The sequence below is a fragment of the Paraburkholderia sp. RL17-373-BIF-A genome (assembly GCF_046030175.1).
GTDB lineage: Bacteria > Pseudomonadota > Gammaproteobacteria > Burkholderiales > Burkholderiaceae > Paraburkholderia.
This window is the reverse complement of sequence record NZ_JARESO010000047.1, coordinates 35,111-55,365: the sequence shown is the minus strand read 5'-3', so window position 1 is coordinate 55,365 and position 20,255 is coordinate 35,111. Positions and strand designations below refer to the sequence as shown.

Below are 20,255 nucleotides of genomic sequence, written 5' to 3'. Positions count from 1 at the left end.
CGAGAATGGAATGTCAGGAAGGGAGGCGGAAAGACGCTCGGAAATTCTCACAGTATGATGACGTTGTTATGACATTCTCGATGTTTTAAATTCTACGCCGTATTCGCCGCGTGTCGTCAATATGACGCAGTGTGTATGGGACCATGGGGCACCCCCATTGCTGCGAGGTGACATCGTGAGGCCCGGTACGCTTAGAATGGCGTCTTTGAACAGCGCGGCCGGCCATAAGGCGCCCAAGGCACCCAATGGATATGCGGCGCCCTCTGCATCCAACGCTGCCGCGCTCGCGCGCATGGAGCACGCTTACCCGATGGTCAATACTCCGCAACTCCTCGCTGCCGTCGATCTCGGCTCGAACAGCTTCCGGCTGATCGTGGGCCGGGTCGAGGAAACCGACGCGGGCAGCCAGATTTATCAGGTCGATGCCTTGCGCGAGCCGGTGCGCCTTGCCGCCGGTCTGTCGCGCGACAAGATGCTCGACCGTGCTTCGCAGGTGCGCGGCTGGGACGCACTCAAGCGTTTCGGCGAGCGTCTTCGCGATTTCCATCCCGATCACGTTCGCGCGGTCGCCACCAACACGTTGCGCATCGCCAAGAATGCCGGCGAATTTCTCGGCGAGGCGCAAGCCGCGCTCGGTTTCCCGATCGAAGTGATTGCCGGGCGCGAAGAAGCGCGCCTGATCTACGCGGGGGCAGCACACTCCGTGCCCGCGAGCCCGGGCAAACGTCTTGTGGTCGACATCGGCGGCGGCTCGACGGAATTCATCATCGGCTCGCATTACACGCCGATCAAGATGGAGAGCCTGTATATCGGTTGCGTGAGCCATAGCCGTGCGTTTTTTCCGGCTGGCAACGTCGACGAATACACGATGCGCCAGGCCGAACTCGCCGCGGGCCGCGAAATCCAGATCATTTCCGCCGAGTACAAGAAAACCGGCTGGGAGCAGGCGATCGGCTCGTCGGGCACCGCGCGCGCATTGGCCGAACTGGTCGAGGCGAACGGCTTCAACGATCCGGGCGTCACGCATGGCATCTCGCGCGGTGGGCTCGAACGGCTCAAGCGCGCGCTGATCAAGGCGGAGAACGTCAATCGGCTGAAGCTCGTCGCGTTGAAGGGCGATCGCGTTCCGGTGCTGGCCGGTGGCCTGTCGATCATGATCGCGGTGTTCGACGAACTCGGCGTCGACTATGTCGATACCACGGACGGCGCGCTGCGCCTCGGCGTGCTGTACGACCTGCTGGGCCGTTCGCAGCACGAGGACATGCGCACGGTGACGGTGGAAGGCTTCATGCGCCGCTATGGCGTGGATCGCGCGCAGGCTGGGCGCATCGGCGAACTCGCGGTGCGCTTCTACGACCAGTTCGCGGAACCCGACGAAGAACGCCGCGCGGAAAACCGCATGTTCCTTGGTTGGGCCGCTGCGCTGCACGAAATCGGGCTGTCCATCTCGCACAGCGCGTATCACAAGCATTCGGCCTATATCGCGAGCAACGCGGACATGCCGGGCTTTTCGCGCACCGATCAGGCGCGGCTCGCCGCGCTCGTGCTCGGTCACGCGGGCAAGCTCGGCAAGCTGTCGCAAACACGCGAAGTGGAGTGGCCGCTGCTGTTCTGTCTGCGGCTCGCGGCGCTGTTGTGCCGGCGGCGTGCGGATGTCGGCTTGCCGGGCATCTCGGTGGCGCAGGTCAACGGTGGTTATGAGGTGCGCTTGCCGAACGAGTGGGTTGCGAACAATCCGTTGACCGACTACAGCCTGATTCAGGAGGCCGCGGAGTGGGAGAAGGTCGGCATTCCGTATCGCGTGGTCTATACGGACGATTGAGGTCTTGCCCGCGCACTGCGCATGAATGAGAAAGCCCGGCAATTGCCGGGCTTTTTTTGTCGCAGCGTGTTTTGTTTCGCCGACGCGCATCAAAGCGCGTCGCGCGAACGAGTCCGCTCAGCGCGGCAGCGCATCGCCGAGGAAGTGGCGAGCGTAACGCGCGTTGATATCGGACAAACGGAACAGCGTCAGAAAATCCGCGGTATTGAAATCGGGATCCCATGCCGGCGCGCCGCAAATCTTCGCGCCAAGACGCAGATAACCCTTCACCAGCGGCGGCGGCGCTACCTCGGCGCCCGTCTGCAGTTCATCGACCGGCAGCGGCGTGTGCGGAAACGCGCGATATTCCGGCGCGGTCAGCGCGTTGTCGCGCAGCGAGCAATACAGATTCGCCGCGTAGTGGCCGCCGTCGACCATCGCCACGCTCGCGCAGCCGAGCATCGTCTCGTAGCCGTTGTGCTTCATGTAGGCGGCGAGACCCGCCCACAGTGACATGATCACCGAGCCGCTGCGATAGTCGGGATGCACGCACGAACGGCCCACTTCGACCATCTTGGCGCGCAGGTGCGTCAGACGCGACACGTCGAATTCGCTTTCCGCATACAGGCGGCCGATACGCGCGGCCTGATGCGGCGGCAACGCGCGATACGTGCCGACCACTTTCAACGTGTCGAGATCGCGCACCAGCAAGTGATCGCAGTAGGAGTCGAACGAATCGACGTCGAGACCCGCGGGGCCCGTCAGGCGTGCACCCATTTCGTCGGCGAATACGCGGTAGCGCAGACGCTGGGCTTCGCGCAGCTCTTCGTCGGTGCGAGCCCATGTGACTTGCAGGCGATGCTGGGCAGTGACCGTCTCCTCGGCGCGCGGCAGACGGCGCGACTCGAAGATCGAAGCGAGGGGCAGGGTAGGCGTCGGCAGTTCTCGCATTGGGGGGTCCTGGTCGAAAAAAGGGAGATTTCTTTTTTCGCCAATGTAGTAACGTCTGGTGACGCTCGCATGGCAAACCCATGACGATTGGATGACTGCCCGTAAGCTGCTTGCCCGCGGCTTGTAATGTCGCGAGGGGGAGCGGCGAGTGTTGTTTCCGTGCGAAACGTGGGATCGAGGAAACGGTGGGAGCGCTTCGAGCGCCGGGACGGTGCGATCCCGGCGATGTGGGTGAAGTGTGTGATCGATGCGGGCAGAGCGGCGGCGCTCGTGCGCCGCGTGGGTTTTATGGACCGCTGGTTTGGTTGGGACGCGAATCCGAATCAGACCAGATCAGGACTCATGGCGGCTCGCAGCACGGCCTGGTCGTCGCCGTCGCGCTCACGGCTCGCAATCCACCACACGCCGGCTTTCTTCAGCGGCCAACTCGCGGCGCTATTGCCGAGCAGACGCGCGGCGACGTGACCGAGCGTCGGTTGATGGCCGACGATCACCACCGTCTGCGCAATGCCCTTGGGCCAACCGGCGGCGTTGAGCACGTCGTCCGCGCTCGCGTTGGGCGCGAGTTCGCGCACGACGCGATATTGATCGCTCAGGGTCTCGGCGGTCTGGATGGTGCGTACGGCAGGGCTTGCGAGCACCACGGCGTCGTCGGGCAGCCGCGTGCGCAGCCATTTGGCGACGTTTTGCGCCTGCTTGCGGCCGCGGGTGGTGAGCGCGCGCGCGAGGTCGGTGCTGGCGATGTCTTCGGCTTCGGCGTGACGCCAGAGAATCAGATCCATGGGTGTCTCCTTGACTCTGGTTGCGGCGCTTGAGCCTGATCAGGCGTGCGCCAGGTTTCAGTCACTGTCGCACGCGGGCTCGCCAGGCCGCAAGGCGATGGCTCAGGCTGACCGTATAAGCGTTCCGGTATATCGCAAGCACGAGCCTGAAAACCCAAAAAGCAAAAACCCGCGAAGCCGGAGGCTACGCGGGTTTCGTGCTGCTTTTCGTGGTCGGAGCGAAAGGATTCGAACCTTCGACCCTCTGATCCCAAATCAGATGCGCTACCAGGCTGCGCTACGCTCCGACGAATCCGAGATTCTACGTGGCATTGGGTGCCAGAGTCAATCACGAATTGCGCCGGTGCGAAACGGAGGCTCGAATGCGCGATTCGGCCGCGTTATATGCGTCCCATCAGCAGCAAGACGATCACGATGATCAGCACGACCCCGAGCACGCCGGTCGGCCGATAGCCCCAGCCGCTGCTGTACGGCCAGCTCGGCAATGCGCCGATCAGCAGAAGAATGAGCACGATAAGCAGTATGGTTCCGATGGTCATTCGAGTTCTCCCTGTCTGGCCTGAGCCATTTGGTCTGTTGGTTCGGCGCATTCGCGCCGGGACGCTCGACGCGCAATCTGCGCGCTCCTTGCAGGCTTACATGCAGCAAGGCATGTGCCTGAACGGAAAGCAAGTTCAGAGGGGAGAGGGCGGGCGGCTGCGTGCTTTAGCCGTGGCGCGGTGATGCGTCAGGGGAAATGGCAGGCAGGAAAAACTTGCGCGCTGATGGCGGGTGCGCGACCGCCATCGCCGCGCCAGCAGTCGACGTGCGAGCGCGGGCTCGCACGTGCGGTGCAGCGTATCAACCGTTGAATCAGCCGGAACCGCCGCAGGCGCAGCCGGCAGCCGGTTTTCCGTTCAGTGCCGGCGACGCATCCAGTGCGGCATGTGCTGATGAGTCAGCCAGTGATGCACCATGCCTTCGCCGTTGTGTTCGCGCCGATAGGTTCTCGATTCGTAAATCGACAACACGAGCAGCACGAGCAGACCTATTCCGAGTCCGATCAGACCCGCGATCGTTTCAGCGTCCATGGCAGTCTCCTGTGAGATGCGGCTGTGACTTCATAGTAGCTCACGCGTAACGAAATGGGAGGGGGGCCCACTGCTCGCAGCGGCGTCGTGGAATGCGCTTTGCAGGTAGACTCTCGGCGCTCGCGCTTGCCCGGTCACCGCCGGGCAGCCGCTCTTTCATTCTGCTCCGAGAGACTCCTGTTTATGATCCGCGTTTCGATGCTTGCGTTGCTGCTGGTTGCCGGCGTTGCCGGTTGCGCGAATGGTCCGTCCGGCCATCACGGCGGCCCGCCGCCGCAAGATCCCGCCGACTATCACGGCGTGCCCACCGACAGCCGTCCGCCCGCCATGGTGCCTGCGCCGGTCACGCCCTGAGCGTCGGCTGATAACGCATTCGGCAACGGGGTGAACAGCAAAAGCGAAGCGCCGGCGCGGGCACGCCGGCGCTTCTGACCCGCGCAGACTTTTGGCGCGGAAAGCGCGGGCTGAGATCATTCTAGGGCGAGCGCCGCGTGCGATATGTGTGCGCTTGTTTCAAGCCGTAACCGGGTGCCGCGATGCGAAATGGATGCGCGGTGGTTCGTGCCCGGGTTGCCCTGGGAAGCGCGGTGCACCAGATACGTCGGCGCGCTTAGAGGTTTGGTGCAATAGGTGCGCTGGGCGGGATAAGTAGTACACGCGCATGGAGAAACGGCGCCTAAGCAGCCGCGCCCGCCATGCCGCGCACGACGCCCGGCAAATAGCGCGCGAGCGTGAGACCACGCAGCGCCATGAAGAGCAGCATCGCGGCCCACAAGCCGTGATTGCCGTACAGCGCCAGCAAAGCCCACGACGCCGCCACGAACAGCGCGAACGACACCACCATCGACACCATGAGTTCGCGCGTGCGGGTCGCGCCAATGAAGACGCCGTCGAGCAGAAAGCCCCACACGGAAACCACCGGCGAGAGCGCGGCCCACGGCAGATACATTTCAGCGGTGGCGCGCACCGCGGCCTGATCCGTCAAACGTTCGACGATCCACGAGCCCGCGCCCCAATACACCAGCGAGAACCCCAGCGCACCGAGCGTGGACCACAATGCCGTCACCTTGATCGCCTGCGTGAACGCGTGCCGGTCGCGCGCGCCGATCGCCGCGCCGACCAGCGCTTCGGCGGCGTGCGCGAAGCCGTCGAGTCCGTAGGCCATGAAGGTCTGAAAATTGAGCAGCAGCGCGTTGGCGGCGAGCGTGGCGTCGCCTTGCTTCGCGCCCAGATGCGCGAACCAGCCGAACGACGAGAGCAGGCACAAGGTGCGCACGAAGATGTCGCGATTGAGTACGACGAGCCGCTTGAGCGCCGCCGCGTCGAACAAAGCGGCGCGGTTCAGCGTGGGCAGGCCACGTGGCCTGCCCTGCCATAGCAGGGCGGCGCCGAGCACGAAGCCGAGCGCATCGGCGGTGGCCGTAGCCGCGCCGATGCCGGCCACGCCCCAATTGAATCCGTACACATACAGCAGCACGGCCGCGATGTTCACGCTGTTGATGAACACCTGCGAGAGCAGCGCGAGCCGCACCTGCTGCGTGCCGAGCAGCCAGCCGAGCACGACATAGTTGCCGAGGGCGAGCGGGGCGGCCCAGATGCGCGCATGACAGTAAAGCCGCGCGTTGCGTTGCACCGCGTCGCTGCCGCCGATCACGCGCAGTGCGTAATCGATCAATGGCATTTGCAGCGCCAGCACTACGGCGCCGATCGCGGCCGCCAGCAACAGCGCGCGTACGACGTTGTTGCGCAACTCGGCGTGGTCGTCCGCGCCGTGCGATTGCGCGACGAGACCCGTCGTGCCCATGCGCAGGAAGCCGAAGCCCCAGAACACGAAGTTGAAGAACAGGCCGCCGAGCGCCACGCCGCCGAGATACGACGCGCCATCCAGATGGCCGGCGACGGCGGTGTCGACCGCGCCGAGAATCGGCTGCGTCAGATTGGCGAGAACGATGGGAAACGCCAGCGCGAGCACCCGGCGGTGCCAGTGCACAGGGACGGCGGATGCCGCGGCCGACGGGTCCGCGTCGCGCGCGGCTTCGCTCAATTGCGTTCCTGCACGCACACCCAGGGCGAGACGACGACGGCCCAGAGATCCGGGTCGCGCGCGGCGAAGTCGGCGGCGGTTTCCGCCTGCACGCGCTCGACAAGCCCCGAGGACAGCCATTGCGTGACCTGCGTGGTGTCGTCGCTGGCGATCGCTTCGGCGACGCTCACCAGATCGAGGTCGCGCGCGACGCGCAGCAGCATCCCGCGTGCGAAGAAGCGTTCGAGTTCGGGCCAGCCGATCTTGGCGGTTTCGGCGAGCAGCTTGGCGTACAGCGGGCTATGGGTGGCGTCGTTGGAAGTCATCGTAAGCGGGTTCTGACGGGGCCGTTACTATAAACCATCGGCGCGGCCCGCCAGCGCGGCGCGCGTTCCGGTAGGCTATGGGTCCTTCGAAAATCATTCTGAACCTTCATGTCACTGGATTCAACGGCGCCGGCTTCGGGCGCGCAAGCTCACGTCGTGACCGATGCCGCGCTCACGCGCGCCGAGGTGGAGCGACTCATCGCGGCGAGCCTCGCCGGCAATAAAGCGCCGCTTCATTTCACCGACTGCGATTTCGAAGGCGCCGACCTGTCGCGACTCGATCTGCGTGGCGCCGAGTTTCATCGCTGCACGATCGTCGAGACCTCGTTTTTCGGCGCGACGCTCTCGCATACCCGCTGGGTCCGTTGCCGTGGCCGCGAGGCGGATTTCGCATCGGCCGACCTGGTCGACGCGGCGTTTCAGTCGAGCGATCTGAACAACACCAGCTGGCGGCGCGCCAAGCTGGCTTCGGCGTCGTTTCATAGCTGCAAGCTGACCGGTGCCAATTTCGAAGCGTGCACGGCGCTGGGTTTGAGCTTCGTCGAAACGCTGCTGGTCGGCGCGCACTTGCGCGGCCTGTCGTTTCGCAAGGCCACGCTGCAACAACTGGACTTCTCCGACGCCGATCTCGCCGGTGTCGACTTCCGTGAAGCAATCTTCGACGGCGGCAGCCTGAAGGACGCCCATCTGAAGGGCGCGCGCTTCGACGGCGCGGATCTGCGCGAAGCCGACCTGAGCGGCGTGCGGCTGGTGGACGCGGCGCTCTTCAAGGGCGCGACGATCTCCCATGCCCAGGCGGCCGTGCTCGTCACCGAACTCGGTTTGCGGGTCATGTGAGCGCGGCTTCAGGCTGGCCGATTTTTAGCGATTCGCCCAGCTTGAACGATTGGATGCCGATGTTTATCATTCGATTGGTCGAATCAATAAGCCGCTCGATTTTCAGTGCAGGAATTTGTCGGCGGATTTGAATCTCTTTAATATTTTCGCTATTCGCGAATTTCTTGTGAAGAAATCACTGCTTTTAATTGAGCCGTCAATATCGGTTAATAATGCGAAAGAGTGCGGTGGCGCACTAAAGCTACGCAGGACGCAAAGCGTCCGAATCATGCTGGATGGGTTAGCCGAAATCGGCCAGCGCCCTTTCCTCAGGCCTTTTCCGGGTGATTTCAGGCGGACCCTTGCGTTGCGCGGTCCGGCGGGCAATATCTAAGTTTCGAGCCGGGCCATTTTGAAGCGCTTAATGTGAAGCGGTGGGCGAATTTAGCCTGTTTATTTCCGACTTTTCCGCTTCACGTAACGCGGAATCAGTACGCCGCATCACATTGACTGCGAAATTAATATATTGCGCTTGTAAAAGGGGGTTGTTAGATTTCGTTCTGGCGCATGGTGAACCGGTCCTTTGCCGATATGCGCCGAACCCCCGTTAGCCCGGCCTCGTGCCGGGCTTTTTTTTCGCCGCGCTCATCGCCGAGTCACGTCCGAGTCACTGCGGATTCACATGTGTAGTGGATCATGAAAACTTACTTCCCCTTTCCAGAGCATGAGCGCGTTAATCATTTTTCTCGGCATCTGCCCGGTTGCGCTCGGCGTGCTGATCGCCTTCTCCGCGCGCATCGATCCGCGCTCGGGACGCTGGCGCCGCCGCTAGTCCGAGCGGCGGTGCGCGGGCGTCGTCGTTATTGCTTGCAGCGAACCACCATCGACCGGTTCTTCACGTTCGCGCCGAAAATACCGCCGACCGTTCCACCCGAGGTCGCGCCGTTGTCGACGTCTTTCGACACCACGTCGTAGCCGTAGTTACCGCAGACTTCGCCCGCACGTTTGTAGCACTCGGCCCAGCTCGAGCTTGCGTCGCTGCCACTGCAGTTGATTGCAAAGCCGGTGTCGCCGTTCGGCAGGTAGGTCATGGTGGTGGTGCTGGAGCAGCCGCCGAGGCTGCCGAGTGCCAGCAGGCCGAGACCGATCGCCGCGGCCGTTGCGACGGACGCAAATGCGCTCTTCATACAAATTCCTTACAGATTGACGGAGGAAGACGTGACGCGAAGCCACGTCGTGTCCTGATTGAGCGTTTTATAACACGCCGGGTTCCCTCGGCTGCGGTTGCAGGGCGCGTGCCCGGTGACAGGCGGCGCGAGCGGCGGGAAAGCACACGGACCGCGCAGGGCGAACCGAGAGCGCCCGCTGACGGCAGCCAGTGCCCGTGCCCCAGGCCAGCCCTAACGGGGCGGCAGCGCCCGCGACGGATCGATTGAACGGCCCTGATAGCGCAGTTCGAAGTGCAGCATCACACGGTCGGTATCCGTGTCGCCCATCTCGGCAATTTTCTCGCCGCGCGTGACCGACTGGCCTTCCTTCACCAGCAGCACGCGATTGTGGGCATAGGCGGTCAGATACTCGGCGTTGTGTTTGAGAATCAGCAGATTGCCGTAGCCGCGCAAGCCGTTGCCGGCGTACACCACCGTGCCGGGCGCCGCAGCGATGACGGGCGTGCCCGCCGCCGACGAAATATCGATGCCCTTCGAATTACCGCCGTCAAAACGCCGGATGACCGTGCCGTCGGCCGGCCATACCAGCGAGATCGTCGAAGCCGGCGCGGCGGACGGCGCGCTATCGGCGGGCGCCGGACGCGGCGTGGCCGCAGCGCTGCCGCTTCCGCTGCTGCGTACCGCGCCACTGGTCGATGCCGTGCCGCCCGGCGGCGCGACGCGCAGCACCTGGCCGACCTCGATGCTGTCCGCATTGGTCAGATTGTTCCAGCGCACGATGCTTTGCACCGATTGCCGGCTACTGCGTGCGATCTTCGACAGCGTATCGCCCCGTTCCACCCGATAAAACCCCGGCCCCACCGGCGCCGACCCGCACGCGGCGAGCAGTGCCACCAACGACGCGCAGGCGAGCCGTTTCATCATTCTTGTTGTGTTACGCATTGGACCTCGCAAAGCGCTGCCGCGCGCCGATCCCGATCACGCGGCAGGTGGATACAAAGCGCTCGATTCTAACGGTTTTGCGCTGCAACACGCGAAAAGCGGGCAGCGCGGCAGGTTCGTGCGGTGCGCAATGCGACAAAATGCAGCGAAATTTTTGGCGAAACCTCGCTCCAAATCCCGCCTCAAAGCCGACCGCGCGATTCGGTCCGCAATCCCCGCAATCAACCTAGCTTGGCGACGCTGATTCGCAGCGCGGCGACTTCGGTCTGCCCCGGTTCGAGCCAGCGCAGACCCCTGCCGTTGTGAATCGCGTCCGGCAGACCGAGCCACGGTTCGACACAGTAGAAGTCCGACTCCGCGGCTTCGGTCCACGTGGTGACGGCGTACCAGGGCACCGAGCCCGGCCGTTGCAGGTCGATCGTGACGAGCCGGTCGAGACCCGGCGCGACGAGCCGCACCGGTTGATCCGGCGTGCCGACGAGGCAATGGAAGCGGTCATGGATGCGCGCCTCGTCGAGTGTGTAGCGCGCTTCGCCCGGCTCGGCGGCGCTGATCGAACCGTCCTCCTGCTGATAGCACCGCTGCGTGCGTGGCAACTCCAGCGAGGTCTCGCCACGCTGCGTGTGCGGCAGCGTGAAATAGAAGTGATGGCCGGCGTAGTAGGGCAGCCGCGCGTTGCCGGTATTGGTGGTGGTGAATGTGACGTCGAGCGTGTGCGCATCCGCGAGGTCGTAGGCGGCCTCGAAACGGAAGCCGAACGGATAGCCGCCACGGGTCGCCTCGCTGTCGGTCAGGACCATGCGCAGGCCGGCGCCATGCACGTCCGCGTGGGCTTCGAACGGCAGGTCGCGGGCGAAGCCGTGCATCGGCAGCTCGCGCACCTTGCCCTGGGGGTCACGCCAGTAACCGATCTTGCCGTCGACGCGATGCCGGCCGAGAAACGGGAACAGCAACGGATTGCCGCCGCGAATCCGCGCGGGCTGGCTCCAGTCGGCATGCTCCGGCCAATGGATGACTTCTTCGCCGTCGATCGTCCACGACATCAGACGGCCGCCGGCTTGCGGCGCGAAACGGAGCACGGAGGCATCCTGGGCGATCTCGAGAATGTCCGGTTGCGGGGAGAGGGGCATGGTCGATGGACTGATGAGTAAGAGGTTGAAGGCAGAAGCGAGGCGGCCCGGAAGCGGCGCAATCCTCGCGTGCGAGCGTCGGAATTTGCCGCGCGGCGCCGCGCGAGAGAATGATTTTGCGCTGCTTTCCGCTACGGGGAAACCCTTCTCGGGAAATTGCGGGTGTCGCCGCAAGGCCATCCTTGCTGATAATTCGTCTGACTGCTCGGTAACTTCGACGACCGGGCGAGACTGCCTCAGGAGGCTGTATGGATCTCGCAATGGCAATGGCTGTGACTTTGTTCGGCATGTTCGCGGCAAGCACGGTCTACTTCTTTTACAAGCTCGAACGCTGATCCGGGCATTCGCATCGTCTTGCTCAGCTCGTCAAAGGGCATCCGGTCCCGTGGATGATTCTTCTGCCGGGCACCACGTAGTTCGCTTCACGTCATTCTGCTGATCCACAGGGCGGCCATTCACGGCGGCCCGTTTCTTTTTCTGCGCCGTAACAACGGTTTCGAGTTGTGACGCAACGCACAAAATTTCCCTGAATGCGGTCCAAACGCTTGGCGCTGACATTGCAGCCAGGCATAATCGGTGCGCTTTGAGGCGGCCGTGGATTCCTTATCCGGTGCGCCTTTCCCCGACATTTTCCTTACAAGGACGCCCCGCGTGAACCTGTCGTTTCTCATTTTCCTGAGCGTGCTGCAAGGCGTCACCGAACTGTTTCCGGTGAGCAGCCTCGGCCATACGTTGCTCGTGCCCGCACTGTTCGGCATGCATATCGACAAACACGCGCCGCAATTGCTGCCGTTCCTCGTCGCGTTGCATCTCGGCACGGCGCTCGCGCTGTTGTGGTACTTCCGTAAGCGCTGGTGCGCGCTGGTGCGCGGCTTCTTCGCGTCGTTCGGCGGCCGCCGCAACGACGACGCGCACATGATGTGGGCGCTCATCATCGGCACGATTCCGGCGGGTCTGGTCGGACTGCTGCTGGAAAAGCGGCTCGAACGGCTTTTTCACGACCTGCGGATCGTCGCGATCGCGCTGATCGTCAACGGCGTGCTGCTGTGGTTCGGTGATCGCCTGCAGCGTACGCGTGCGCATCAGGCGCCGGAGAAGCTGACTTTCGGCCAGGCGTTTTTCGTCGGTCTCGCGCAGATCGGCGCGTTGATTCCGGGTTTCTCGCGCAGCGGTCTGACGATGATCGCCGGCAATGCGGCGGGCCTGACGGCGGAGAAGTCGGCGGAGTTCTCGTTCCTGCTCGGCACGCCGATCATCTTCGCGGCCGGCGTGCTCGAGTTGCCGAAGCTGTTTCATGCGCCGGGCCAACTCGCCGACGCGTTGCTCGGCGGCGTGCTGACCGCGATCGCCGCCTATCTCAGCGTGCGTTTCCTGATGCGCTATTTCGAAGGCCGCGGACGTCTGGCTTCGTTCGGCGTGTATTGCGTGATCGCCGGCATCGTGTTCCTCGGCTGGTTCATGCTGCATCCGCAGCCGGTGTGATTGAGTTCGCCATGTCCGCTAGCGCGTGCTGGCGGGCAGGGAGCGATCGGTTATAATCCGGGCCCGGCTCAACCTGCCGGGCCCGTTTGTTTGTGACTGGCAACGGCCGCTGTGGCGCGCGGAATGTCTGCAAGGCGCCGGAGTGGATTTCCCGTCTACCGCACGGTCAGTTAGAATTTCGGTATTCGACGAACCCTGTGGCTTGCAGGTGCACAGGTTCCAATGCCCGAAAGCGGGTTCTCATTGCGGGCGATGCGCGCGTGCGTGGTTGCATCGCCTCACTTCAATACGGCAGTAGCTCAGCTGGATAGAGCATCGGCCTTCTAAGCCGAGGGTGGGGGGTTCGAGTCCCTCCTGCCGTACCATCTCCAAGGGTTTGCCGTTCCGCGGGGTTACGCCGGGGTTACGGCTGTAGCCTTACATTTCTCGCCAGAACCCCGTCACGCGCCCATCTTCTGCGCACGTCAAGATATCGCCGACACGCAGCTCATTGTCATCGAGTTGTTGGAGAAGTGCGGGCGTAACCGGCACGAATTGGTCATTGACGCCAGGCAACGAGCGGCCGGCTGAAAGGGAAGTGTTCATCTGGATCTCCATGTGCGTTTGTCCTTCGCCCGCTGCTAAACGGGGTGGGCGACGACGACAGGGTTAGCAGACTGGGCACATGGAACCCAGCAGGCCGAAGCCTCCCCACCATCGCCGCCCATTGAAGGCGCGCAAATACAGACGAAAAAATACCGCCATTGGCGGTAATCCGCCACGTGCATTCGGGCTGCTAAACCCGATCGATGTTGTGTCATCGATGGGTTCAATCATAGGCAGAGTTGCGGCATACTACAAGGAAAATCGTATTTAAATCAATAAGTTAGGCAATGCCGAACTTTGTCGGGGGATACCGAACATGAATGAACGACTGCTGTCGCCGGAAGACCTGGTCCGGATCACCAGCGCGCGGCGTTACTCCAAGCAGCGGCGCTGGTTCAAGCAGGAATTCGGTATAGACGTCGTCTGCAACGGGCGCGGCGAAGTGATCATGCTGTGGTCAGTCTTCGACGCGCTCGTGCTGAAGAAGTGGAACCTTACGCGCACGAGCGCGCCTGAACCGAAAGACTTTGAACTCTTCTACGACTAGTGCGGCTCAGCGCGCCCGAACACCAGGCCGCGGAACCAGTCGCTCAGATCCTGCGGACGTTGCTGACCGTCGCCAGCATCCCACAGGAAACGCCCGGTCGTCGTGGCTTGGCCCACGGGTAAGCCAAACGCGTAGCCGGCCGCCTGCACGGCGTGCGCAATGGGGTGCTGCACCGGTTGCCCGCCCGCTGCGTGCTCGCCGTCTTTCACGACGTTGGTGATCGCCTGCGCGGCCTGAGCGAGCGGAGTCGCGGCAAACTGCCGGTCATGCAGCAACGTCGGCGCGATGTCCCGAATGATCGGCACGCCGGCCAGGCCGAGCCCCGCCAGTTCCTTTGCGAAGTGCCCGACGTAGCTCTCGTCGTGCGGCGTGCCCTTGATCAGCGCATCCCACGCGGCCACCGCCGCGAAGTACCAGAACGATTTCGCAAGCACGCGCGAGAAGTCACCGCCAGCCGCGCGCACGTTACCCTGCGCGAGATTGCCGAAGCCGCTCGCAGCCGTACGCCCAATGTCGCGCTGCCGGTTATAGAAGTGGTTGAAGAACGAGTAAAACATCGTGATCGCTTTCTGGAACTCGCTGCCGCGCTGGATCGCTGCCTGATCTTTCACACCACCGCCGCCGTGCGCGTTGCGCACCGCCTTGTCGGCGTAGTAGATCGCGTCCTGTTCGGTCAGCCCTTCGTGCAACCCCTTGTTATAGGCGCCCATCCAGGTAGGCATGGCCGACGCCATGTCGATCATCGAGATCCCGTAATAACCGAAGCGGCGGGCGCCGTTGAGCGTCTTCGTCGCCGCGCTGACCGGGCCTGACTGGCTCTCGATCTGCACGTTGCGGATCAGGTCGCGCACGTCGCGGTCGACCTGCTCCATACGGTGACGCATCTCGCCGCTGCGCTCGAAGACGAAATCGCGCGTGCCGGCCATATCCTGCCGGAACGCGTTCACGCCCGACGCCATCCAGCGCGGCCCGATCTCGCCGACGGAGTTCAGCGCCGCGGCGCCGCCGTGCTTCAGGATCGTCGTAAGCCGGTAGCCGAGCCCGACCATCGTCGCGTTCGTGCGGGCCGTCTTGATGAATCGCTCCCAAAAGGCGACTTCGCGATTGTCGACGTTGCGGTCGTTGGCTATTGCCTTGAGCCACGGCGTGAGCTGCGCGTAGTACTCGCGGCCGAGCGTGTTCTCGATGCCTTCGCGCACCTTCGAGTCGGACAGGAACCGGTGAGCGTCGATGATCGCCTCGCGGTATGCGATGTCGTGGATCACCTGGCCGACGTGGCGCGGCAGCACGTCCATGCTCAGATAGAGCGGCGCCGCGTATTGGTCGATCCGTTCGTTAGTGAAGCCGTGGCGCGTGGTTGCCCGCGTGTAATTGGATGCGAACAGATCGGTTTCGCGTCCCTTGTTGCGGTCAGCCGTGAAACTGCGCAACGGGTCGTAGACGACGGGGTAGTAGCCGCCCGAATATCGACCGTGCGGCGTCACCACTTCACGTGCCTGCACCTTCGGTGGCGCAACGCCTGACACGCGCTTTTCGAGCGCTTCGATTTCCGGCCACAGCGTGTCGATCGTGTCCCATACCCGTTGCACAAGATCCCAGTCGCCCTTGGTCATGTGACGGTTGAGCACGCGCTGTACCGCGTGATCGGCCCATCCTTTACCTTCGAGCAGCTTCGAGTAATTCGATTCGTTGCCAGTGTTCAGCGCCATCGCGATCACTTCGCTTTTCAGCATCGACGTCGGTTTGCCGGTCTTGTCGTCCGGAAGTTCGGGCATCGTGTAGCGGGTCGAAAAGTCGCGCGTTACCTCGGCGGGCGCGGCGTCGAACGCTTCCTTGAATTTCGCGGTGATGGTTTTGCGCAGGTCGTTTTCGCGCGCCTCGGCATCGGCGATGCGCCGGAACACGATACGGTTGAACACCCCCTTGCTGTCATGGTTGTCCAGCCAGTCCATGACCTGTTCCATCTTGAGCAGTGAGGCGTCGCCGCTTCTGACAGCGCTTTTGAATCGCATGCTTGCCGCACGGATCGCATCGGCGCCTTTCCCGCCTTCGCCCGGGTTGAGCACGTCATCGGGCTCGCGCTGCTTAAGCTGTTTCATCTGCGCGACAGCTTCGTCGCGGATCGCCTCGAATTCGCGCGCGTCCTTGTTGTCGAGCAGTGTCTGCTTGAGCCGGCCCAGGTGGTCGATCGAGCGCACCGAGTCGACCAGCCCGCGGAACGCTTCGAGCGTCATATCCTTGTAATGGCCGCGCAGTGCCTCGTTGAGCAGCGCGTCGGGGATCGCAGGTTCCAATCCCTGTTCGCGCTGCGAGTCGACCCAATCCATGAGCGACACGCGGCGGGCGCGTTCCTTCGCCGTGATGCCGGTCCGCAGATCGTAGCGGTCGAGCAGGGCGTCGATCTGCTCCATGTATTCGGCGCCGATCGCCGCCCGCGTGGTCTTGCTGCCGAACCGTTTCAGATACTCGAGATTGCGCTGCACTTCGTCGGCGGCATCGGTCGCGACCTTCGCGAGCTGGTTATTGAGCAACTGGTCACGCTTGGCCTTCGCCGCGGCCGGAATGTCGCCGGCAACCCGCGCGCGTTCGGCTTGTTTGCCCGATCGCGTCTCGGCCGCCGTGTACTGCGCCGGCCGCAGGTTCCGGACCTTCGACGCTGCGATCGTGCGCTCGGCGGCATCCTTCGCGGCGCGTGTCAGTTCGCGGATCGGCCCGGTCGCCTTGTTCAGGGCGCGGAACTCGGTCGCGATAAAGCGCGCGCGTGCCTCGTTGTGGATCGCAGCATCGGCCGCGCGGCTCATGGCGTCGGGCGAAGTGATGTCGCCGTGCTTTTCCAGCATCCGGCGATCGGTCACAGCCTGCACGGCGTCACGGAACGGTTCAGCGGCGAGCAGGCTGCGCACCAGTTCGTCACCCGACCCGAAGCCGAACAGGTCGGCTAGGGTGTCCGGATGGATGCCGTCGGTCGCGGCCAGCCCGTGCGTGCCCGTCGGCAGGTAACGCCAGATCGCCGCTTCGCCTTCGCCATACATTTCCTTCAGGTCGGGCAGTGACAGCTTCGTGCTGCCCATGCTGGCGTCTTCAAGAATGCGGCGCTGGGCGTTGGTGCGATCGGCGTCGACCAGCGAGCCGTTACGGATGAACTGATCGGCTTGGTAGATCGGTTCGGAAGCGATCTCGCGCTCGACTTCAGCTTCGGCCGAATCGCGCTTCGCGGCAACGTCGCTTTGCACGTTGCGCAACGCGTCGGCCTTACGGTTTTCCAGCCACTTCATGTCGCGCAGTGTGCGGGCGCCGAGCTTCTGCACCGCGTCGAGCGTCGCCTCATTGCCGAGCGCGCGATACTTGCCGAAGTCTTCCGGCGACATGCCGGCCTCTTCGGGCGTGTTGAACATCGGCATATAGGCGCGCGCTGCTTCGGCGGCCTTGATGTCTTCGTTCGTGGCGAGCAGACGGTCAAATACGCCGCGCACTTCGGGCGTCAGGTCGACGTGCAGATCCCGGATCGACCGGTAGACATTCACGAGCCACGCACGGAAACGCTGAAATACGCCCTGCATTTCGAGCGACGGCGCTTTGCCCTCGCGCAGATAAGACTCGAAGCCGCGCGCAAACTGTTCGTGGAGCGGCCGTTTTTCCTCAAGCGACATCGCGCGCCACTGTTCCGGCGTGGTGCCGAACCAGTCGGCCACGGCCTGCATATCGGATTTCAGCAGATCGGGACCGTCGCCGCGCGACACGTGATCGAGCACATTGAGGAAGTGGTGCCCGCTCTCGTGCAGGAAGGTCGACAGATCGGCGCCCTTCAGCAGCGTGATCGTGCTGGGTGCGCTGGAAATGTCGTCAGCAAACGACAGCTTGCCGCGCTCGCCCTGGTCGAGTGCGTTCTCACCTGGCACGCCTTCGGCGGCGATGCGCAGGGGGTAGGTCGAGAACATTTGTTCCGGCGTCATGCCGAGCCGTTCCGCCGTCGTGCTGTAGAACGACTGGATCAGCTTCGCGTACGAATCGTTTGTCTCGGCGGGGAAGCGGTTAGCTTCGTTGAGCTGGGCGAGCACGTTGTCGCCTACCTGCTGCGCAGAGAGTTCGTGCGACGTGCGCAGTTCGTCTTCGTTCCAGATCTGCTGCGCCTGCTGCCGGAACTCGTCCGCGTGCGACTGGTAGAACTCCTGCGCCTCGGCTTGCGTCATGCCTTCCGGATCGGTGCGCAAGTGAGGCAGCAGCGCGCCGGCCAGCTTCGGGTCGGCGAAGTGCGTCGCGAAGTCTTCGACGGGAATGCTCACCTGTCCGTTTGAGGCGATCGCCGTCGGAAGTTGCGCCGCCACGTCGGGCAATTTGCTGGACAGCTCCGCGCCGTCGATGCCCGATTGCGCCAGGGCGTTCACGAGCGTCGAGCCGTCGACATACACGTTCTGGATCGGGCCGTTCTCGCTGGCCTGCTGAACGAACTGGCTGAATGCATCGGGGTCGCGCTCACGCAGTTTCGACGCGGCCGCCATGCCCGTGAGGGTCGACAGCGTTGCATGATCCTGTGTGGCGAGATCGGCCCGTGCTGCGTCCTGCAGCCATCCGCCGCCAGTGCGGCCCGCGCCGTGCATCGCGAACAGCGAATTCAATGCGTAGTCGAACGCCTTCTGCGCCGTCGGGCGGTTGTCGAACGGGTTCGAGCCTTGTAGCACGTCCATTGCGGCATTGACGCCTAGCACACGCGCAATGCCCTGCACAATCGTGTTGTCAGGAAGAACGCGGCCAGCTGCACCGAACACCGCGCCCATTTCCGCACCGCCCGCAGTTGCACGGCCGATCGAGTTAAAGAAGCCGGTGGCGCTGTTCTGATCCAGCGCGTCGCCGGTCGCGGTGATACCGCTGGCAAGGCCGAGCGTTGCCGACTGGGCCGCAACATCTTTGACCGCGGCTTTCGCAAAAGACTCACCCGCAGCGTGCTCGAGCAGAGTGCTGCCCACACGCTCGACTGCACCTTCGGCGATCTTGAGCGGCGCGCCCATGATGAAGCCGGCGAGGTTGCCGGCGCCAGCTGCTACGTCGGCGCCCGTGTTTCCGCTCGGTGTCGCATCCGGCGTGGCGCCAGCGAGGAACGAATGAAAGAAACCACGTGCGAACGATACGGGCGCGGGATTCATGCCGCCGACCGCTTCTCGCTGGTCGTCGAGCGTTGTGCCGGTCTGGTTCGCGTAGACCTGTGCCGATGCCTGCGCGGCGCCCGCGCCCTGTGCGTTGCCCGTCTGATCGAGCCCAAGCAGGCTAGTCGCGTCGGGACCGATCAACCCGCGCATCCAGTCAGCCATACGGGCGCGAAAAGGCAGCGGCGAGTTGTCGGGCTTGAAATAGCCGGTGGTGCCTTCCGCAAGCGGCACGCCATTGCCATTCGTCGCGGCCTCAACGTTCGCGAGGTTGTGCACGTCGTCGTGCGCGATCAGAGCATTGCCTTGCGACTGATAGAACGCGGCCGTGGTCGGGAACTGCTTTGCAAGTGCCTGCCAGTCGGTGCCGGCGATCGCGGCTTTCTGCTTCACCTGATCGGGGAACGCTTTCACGCTCTCGACCGGCACGCCCGTCTGCTTCGCGAGCTGTTGCATCGCGGCTTCGTAATCGGGATCCGCGCCCATCGCGAGTGCGACATTGCCCTGCGCCGTCTGCGCCGTGCCGGCGAGATACGCGGCTGCAGGGCTTGACGCTGCAGGTACGACTGCCGGCGCTGCGGTCGCTGGCGCTTGCGGAGTGACCGGGCCAGCGAACGAAGTGTCGGAATTCGGAACGATCATGTCAGCCATAAGTTAGGGCGCCTGCGTGATGCTCAGGAAGTTCGTCGAAGCGCCGCCCACCAACGTCAGCGAGCCGGAACTGGTTTGCTTGCCCTGCACGTCGACCGTGTCGCCGGCCGTCAGGCTCAGCAGGATCGAGAAAGGTACCGGCAACTGGTTCTGACCTGCGGCCGCAACTGAGCCCCACCCGTTCACAACCACCGCACCGTTCTTGCGCACCGACACCTGAAACGTCGTGCCGACGGTTGCCGTGCTCACTGACAGCATCAGTTGCCCGCTGACGAGGTAGTAGCCGGTACTCGGCGCCGTGAAAACGCCAGTTGACCCGTTGAAGTTGCTGTTGGCGTCGAATAGCGATACCCAGCCCGTCACGGTTGCCGCGGTCGACGCCGCGAAGCTCTGCGTATTCGCGTTGGTGTAGGACAGCCGGGCATGCGATGCAGCCTTGAGCGTCGTGAACGTGCCGGCATTCCCGCTGATAGGCGAGTTGGTGATGGCCGTGCCGGAGAGCGTGCCGCCCGCAATCGACACGCCGGTCATCGCGCCCCCGGTGATCGAGACGGACGTCGAACTCTGCGTCGCAATGGTCCCCAAGCCGAGGTTGCTGCGCGCCGTAGCGGCGTTCGTGAGATCCGACAGGTTGCTCGCCTTGGCGAGGCCGCCCAGGCCCGACAGCGTTACTGTCGTCCACGCGGGGGCCGTGCTCGCGCCGGTGGAAGCAATGACCTGGCCGGCGGTCGAACCGACCGGATTCAGGAGCGTAATCGGCGAGAGCGTGACCGCTTGCGCGATGGATGAAAGCGCCAGGAGCGCGATGACAAATAGTTTTTTCATTTCATTGCCCTATA

The 20,255-nt window shown here is 63.7% G+C and carries 18 protein-coding genes and 2 tRNA genes; 7 read left to right on the top strand and 13 right to left on the bottom strand.

Annotated features, from left to right (window positions below):
• Nucleotides 1-196: 196 nt before the first annotated feature.
• Nucleotides 197-1,822: an exopolyphosphatase gene (gene ppx, locus P0D80_RS36850; RefSeq protein ID WP_408291179.1), complete on the top strand. Its 1,626-nt coding sequence runs from the start codon at nt 197-199 to the stop codon at nt 1,820-1,822.
• Nucleotides 1,823-1,939: 117 nt separating this feature from the next.
• Here the strand turns inward: ppx and P0D80_RS36845 are convergent, their stop codons facing one another.
• The 5 genes from P0D80_RS36845 to P0D80_RS36825 form a co-directional block, all read right to left on the bottom strand.
• Nucleotides 1,940-2,752 (bottom strand): GNAT family N-acetyltransferase, encoded by an 813-nt coding sequence (locus tag P0D80_RS36845; RefSeq protein WP_132373621.1) that lies wholly within the window; start codon nt 2,750-2,752, stop codon nt 1,940-1,942.
• Between the two features lie 323 nt (nt 2,753-3,075).
• The gene (gene sixA, locus P0D80_RS36840) at nt 3,076-3,534 is read right to left on the bottom strand and encodes a phosphohistidine phosphatase SixA (RefSeq protein ID WP_132373622.1); all 459 of its coding nucleotides are present in this window, start codon (nt 3,532-3,534) and stop codon (nt 3,076-3,078) included.
• 210 nt (nt 3,535-3,744) lie between these two features.
• Nucleotides 3,745-3,821, bottom strand: a tRNA-Pro gene (locus tag P0D80_RS36835).
• Nucleotides 3,822-3,914: 93 nt separating this feature from the next.
• Nucleotides 3,915-4,073, bottom strand: a complete 159-nt coding sequence (locus P0D80_RS36830; protein WP_007181032.1) for a DUF3309 family protein — start codon at nt 4,071-4,073, stop codon at nt 3,915-3,917.
• Between the two features lie 357 nt (nt 4,074-4,430).
• Nucleotides 4,431-4,604, bottom strand: coding sequence for a hypothetical protein (locus tag P0D80_RS36825; RefSeq protein ID WP_165923803.1), 174 nt, complete (start codon nt 4,602-4,604; stop codon nt 4,431-4,433).
• A 183-nt stretch (nt 4,605-4,787) separates the two neighbouring features.
• On the opposite strand from P0D80_RS36825, the gene P0D80_RS36820 reads away from it, so the two are divergent.
• On the top strand, nt 4,788-4,958 hold the full coding sequence (locus tag P0D80_RS36820) for a hypothetical protein (protein WP_168794759.1): 171 nt from the start codon (nt 4,788-4,790) through the stop codon (nt 4,956-4,958).
• A 322-nt stretch (nt 4,959-5,280) separates the two neighbouring features.
• On the opposite strand, the gene P0D80_RS36815 is transcribed toward P0D80_RS36820, so the two are convergent.
• Together P0D80_RS36815 and P0D80_RS36810 are read right to left on the bottom strand one after the other, a co-directional pair.
• Nucleotides 5,281-6,648 carry an MATE family efflux transporter gene (locus P0D80_RS36815; RefSeq protein ID WP_408291176.1) on the bottom strand — a complete coding sequence of 456 codons (1,368 nt, stop codon included), beginning with the start codon at nt 6,646-6,648 and terminating at the stop codon, nt 5,281-5,283.
• Nucleotides 6,645-6,953 carry a DUF2288 domain-containing protein gene (locus P0D80_RS36810; RefSeq protein ID WP_310814376.1) on the bottom strand — a complete coding sequence of 103 codons (309 nt, stop codon included), beginning with the start codon at nt 6,951-6,953 and terminating at the stop codon, nt 6,645-6,647. The genes P0D80_RS36815 and P0D80_RS36810 overlap by 4 nt, the downstream gene beginning before the upstream one ends.
• 108 nt (nt 6,954-7,061) lie before the next feature.
• Here P0D80_RS36810 and P0D80_RS36805 point away from each other — a divergent pair, with 108 nt between their 5' ends.
• On the top strand, nt 7,062-7,790 hold the full coding sequence (locus P0D80_RS36805) for a pentapeptide repeat-containing protein (protein WP_408291173.1): 729 nt from the start codon (nt 7,062-7,064) through the stop codon (nt 7,788-7,790).
• A 49-nt stretch (nt 7,791-7,839) separates the two neighbouring features.
• Nucleotides 7,840-8,163: a hypothetical protein gene (locus P0D80_RS36800; protein ID WP_408180651.1), complete on the top strand. Its 324-nt coding sequence runs from the start codon at nt 7,840-7,842 to the stop codon at nt 8,161-8,163.
• A gap of 466 nt (nt 8,164-8,629) precedes the next feature.
• Here the strand turns inward: P0D80_RS36800 and P0D80_RS36795 are convergent, their stop codons facing one another.
• The 3 genes from P0D80_RS36795 to P0D80_RS36785 all read right to left on the bottom strand — a co-directional run bounded on the left by P0D80_RS36795 (nt 8,630) and on the right by P0D80_RS36785 (nt 11,010).
• Entirely contained in the window at nt 8,630-8,956 is a 327-nt protein-coding gene (locus tag P0D80_RS36795; protein ID WP_132373627.1) for a hypothetical protein, read from the bottom strand.
• 213 nt (nt 8,957-9,169) lie between these two features.
• A complete protein-coding gene (locus P0D80_RS36790) occupies nt 9,170-9,880 on the bottom strand; it encodes a peptidoglycan DD-metalloendopeptidase family protein (protein WP_408180650.1) in 711 nt (236 codons plus the stop codon).
• A 221-nt stretch (nt 9,881-10,101) separates the two neighbouring features.
• Nucleotides 10,102-11,010, bottom strand: a complete 909-nt coding sequence (locus tag P0D80_RS36785; RefSeq protein ID WP_408180649.1) for an aldose epimerase family protein — start codon at nt 11,008-11,010, stop codon at nt 10,102-10,104.
• Nucleotides 11,011-11,661: 651 nt separating this feature from the next.
• On the opposite strand from P0D80_RS36785, the gene P0D80_RS36780 reads away from it, so the two are divergent.
• Complete coding sequence (locus P0D80_RS36780; RefSeq protein WP_132373630.1) at nt 11,662-12,492, top strand: undecaprenyl-diphosphate phosphatase; 831 nt, start codon at nt 11,662-11,664, stop codon at nt 12,490-12,492.
• Between the two features lie 288 nt (nt 12,493-12,780).
• A tRNA-Arg gene (locus P0D80_RS36775) sits at nt 12,781-12,857 on the top strand.
• 52 nt (nt 12,858-12,909) lie between these two features.
• Here P0D80_RS36775 and P0D80_RS36770 read toward each other — a convergent pair.
• Nucleotides 12,910-13,077 carry a hypothetical protein gene (locus tag P0D80_RS36770; RefSeq protein WP_408291169.1) on the bottom strand — a complete coding sequence of 56 codons (168 nt, stop codon included), beginning with the start codon at nt 13,075-13,077 and terminating at the stop codon, nt 12,910-12,912.
• Between the two features lie 316 nt (nt 13,078-13,393).
• Between P0D80_RS36770 and P0D80_RS36765 the strand changes: the two genes are divergently transcribed.
• Nucleotides 13,394-13,624 carry a DUF4224 domain-containing protein gene (locus P0D80_RS36765; RefSeq protein WP_408291167.1) on the top strand — a complete coding sequence of 77 codons (231 nt, stop codon included), beginning with the start codon at nt 13,394-13,396 and terminating at the stop codon, nt 13,622-13,624.
• Here the strand turns inward: P0D80_RS36765 and P0D80_RS36760 are convergent.
• Entirely contained in the window at nt 13,621-19,416 is a 5,796-nt protein-coding gene (locus P0D80_RS36760) for an LPD22 domain-containing protein (protein WP_408291165.1), read from the bottom strand. The two genes, P0D80_RS36765 and P0D80_RS36760, sit on opposite strands and share 4 nt — an antisense overlap.
• 3 nt (nt 19,417-19,419) lie before the next feature.
• A complete protein-coding gene (locus P0D80_RS36755; protein ID WP_408291163.1) occupies nt 19,420-20,241 on the bottom strand; it encodes a complement C1q domain-containing protein in 822 nt (273 codons plus the stop codon).
• Nucleotides 20,242-20,255 lie beyond the last annotated feature (14 nt).

Excerpts from the sequence above, each read along its gene's own strand:
- P0D80_RS36790 (WP_408180650.1), bottom strand. The coding sequence starts at position 9,880 with ATGCGTAACACAACAAGAATGATGAAACGGCTCGCCTGCGCGTCGTTG.
- P0D80_RS36845 (WP_132373621.1), bottom strand. The coding sequence starts at position 2,752 with ATGCGAGAACTGCCGACGCCTACCCTGCCCCTCGCTTCGATCTTCGAG.
- P0D80_RS36820 (WP_168794759.1), top strand. The coding sequence starts at position 4,788 with ATGATCCGCGTTTCGATGCTTGCGTTGCTGCTGGTTGCCGGCGTTGCC.
- P0D80_RS36765 (WP_408291167.1), top strand. The coding sequence starts at position 13,394 with ATGAATGAACGACTGCTGTCGCCGGAAGACCTGGTCCGGATCACCAGC.
- P0D80_RS36755 (WP_408291163.1), bottom strand. The coding sequence starts at position 20,241 with ATGAAAAAACTATTTGTCATCGCGCTCCTGGCGCTTTCATCCATCGCG.
- P0D80_RS36770 (WP_408291169.1), bottom strand. The coding sequence starts at position 13,077 with ATGAACACTTCCCTTTCAGCCGGCCGCTCGTTGCCTGGCGTCAATGAC.
- P0D80_RS36810 (WP_310814376.1), bottom strand. The coding sequence starts at position 6,953 with ATGACTTCCAACGACGCCACCCATAGCCCGCTGTACGCCAAGCTGCTC.
- P0D80_RS36785 (WP_408180649.1), bottom strand. The coding sequence starts at position 11,010 with ATGCCCCTCTCCCCGCAACCGGACATTCTCGAGATCGCCCAGGATGCC.
- ppx (WP_408291179.1), top strand. The coding sequence starts at position 197 with ATGGCGTCTTTGAACAGCGCGGCCGGCCATAAGGCGCCCAAGGCACCC.
- P0D80_RS36830 (WP_007181032.1), bottom strand. The coding sequence starts at position 4,073 with ATGACCATCGGAACCATACTGCTTATCGTGCTCATTCTTCTGCTGATC.
- sixA (WP_132373622.1), bottom strand. The coding sequence starts at position 3,534 with ATGGATCTGATTCTCTGGCGTCACGCCGAAGCCGAAGACATCGCCAGC.
- P0D80_RS36825 (WP_165923803.1), bottom strand. The coding sequence starts at position 4,604 with ATGGACGCTGAAACGATCGCGGGTCTGATCGGACTCGGAATAGGTCTG.
- P0D80_RS36795 (WP_132373627.1), bottom strand. The coding sequence starts at position 8,956 with ATGAAGAGCGCATTTGCGTCCGTCGCAACGGCCGCGGCGATCGGTCTC.
- P0D80_RS36805 (WP_408291173.1), top strand. The coding sequence starts at position 7,062 with ATGTCACTGGATTCAACGGCGCCGGCTTCGGGCGCGCAAGCTCACGTC.
- P0D80_RS36760 (WP_408291165.1), bottom strand. The coding sequence starts at position 19,416 with ATGGCTGACATGATCGTTCCGAATTCCGACACTTCGTTCGCTGGCCCG.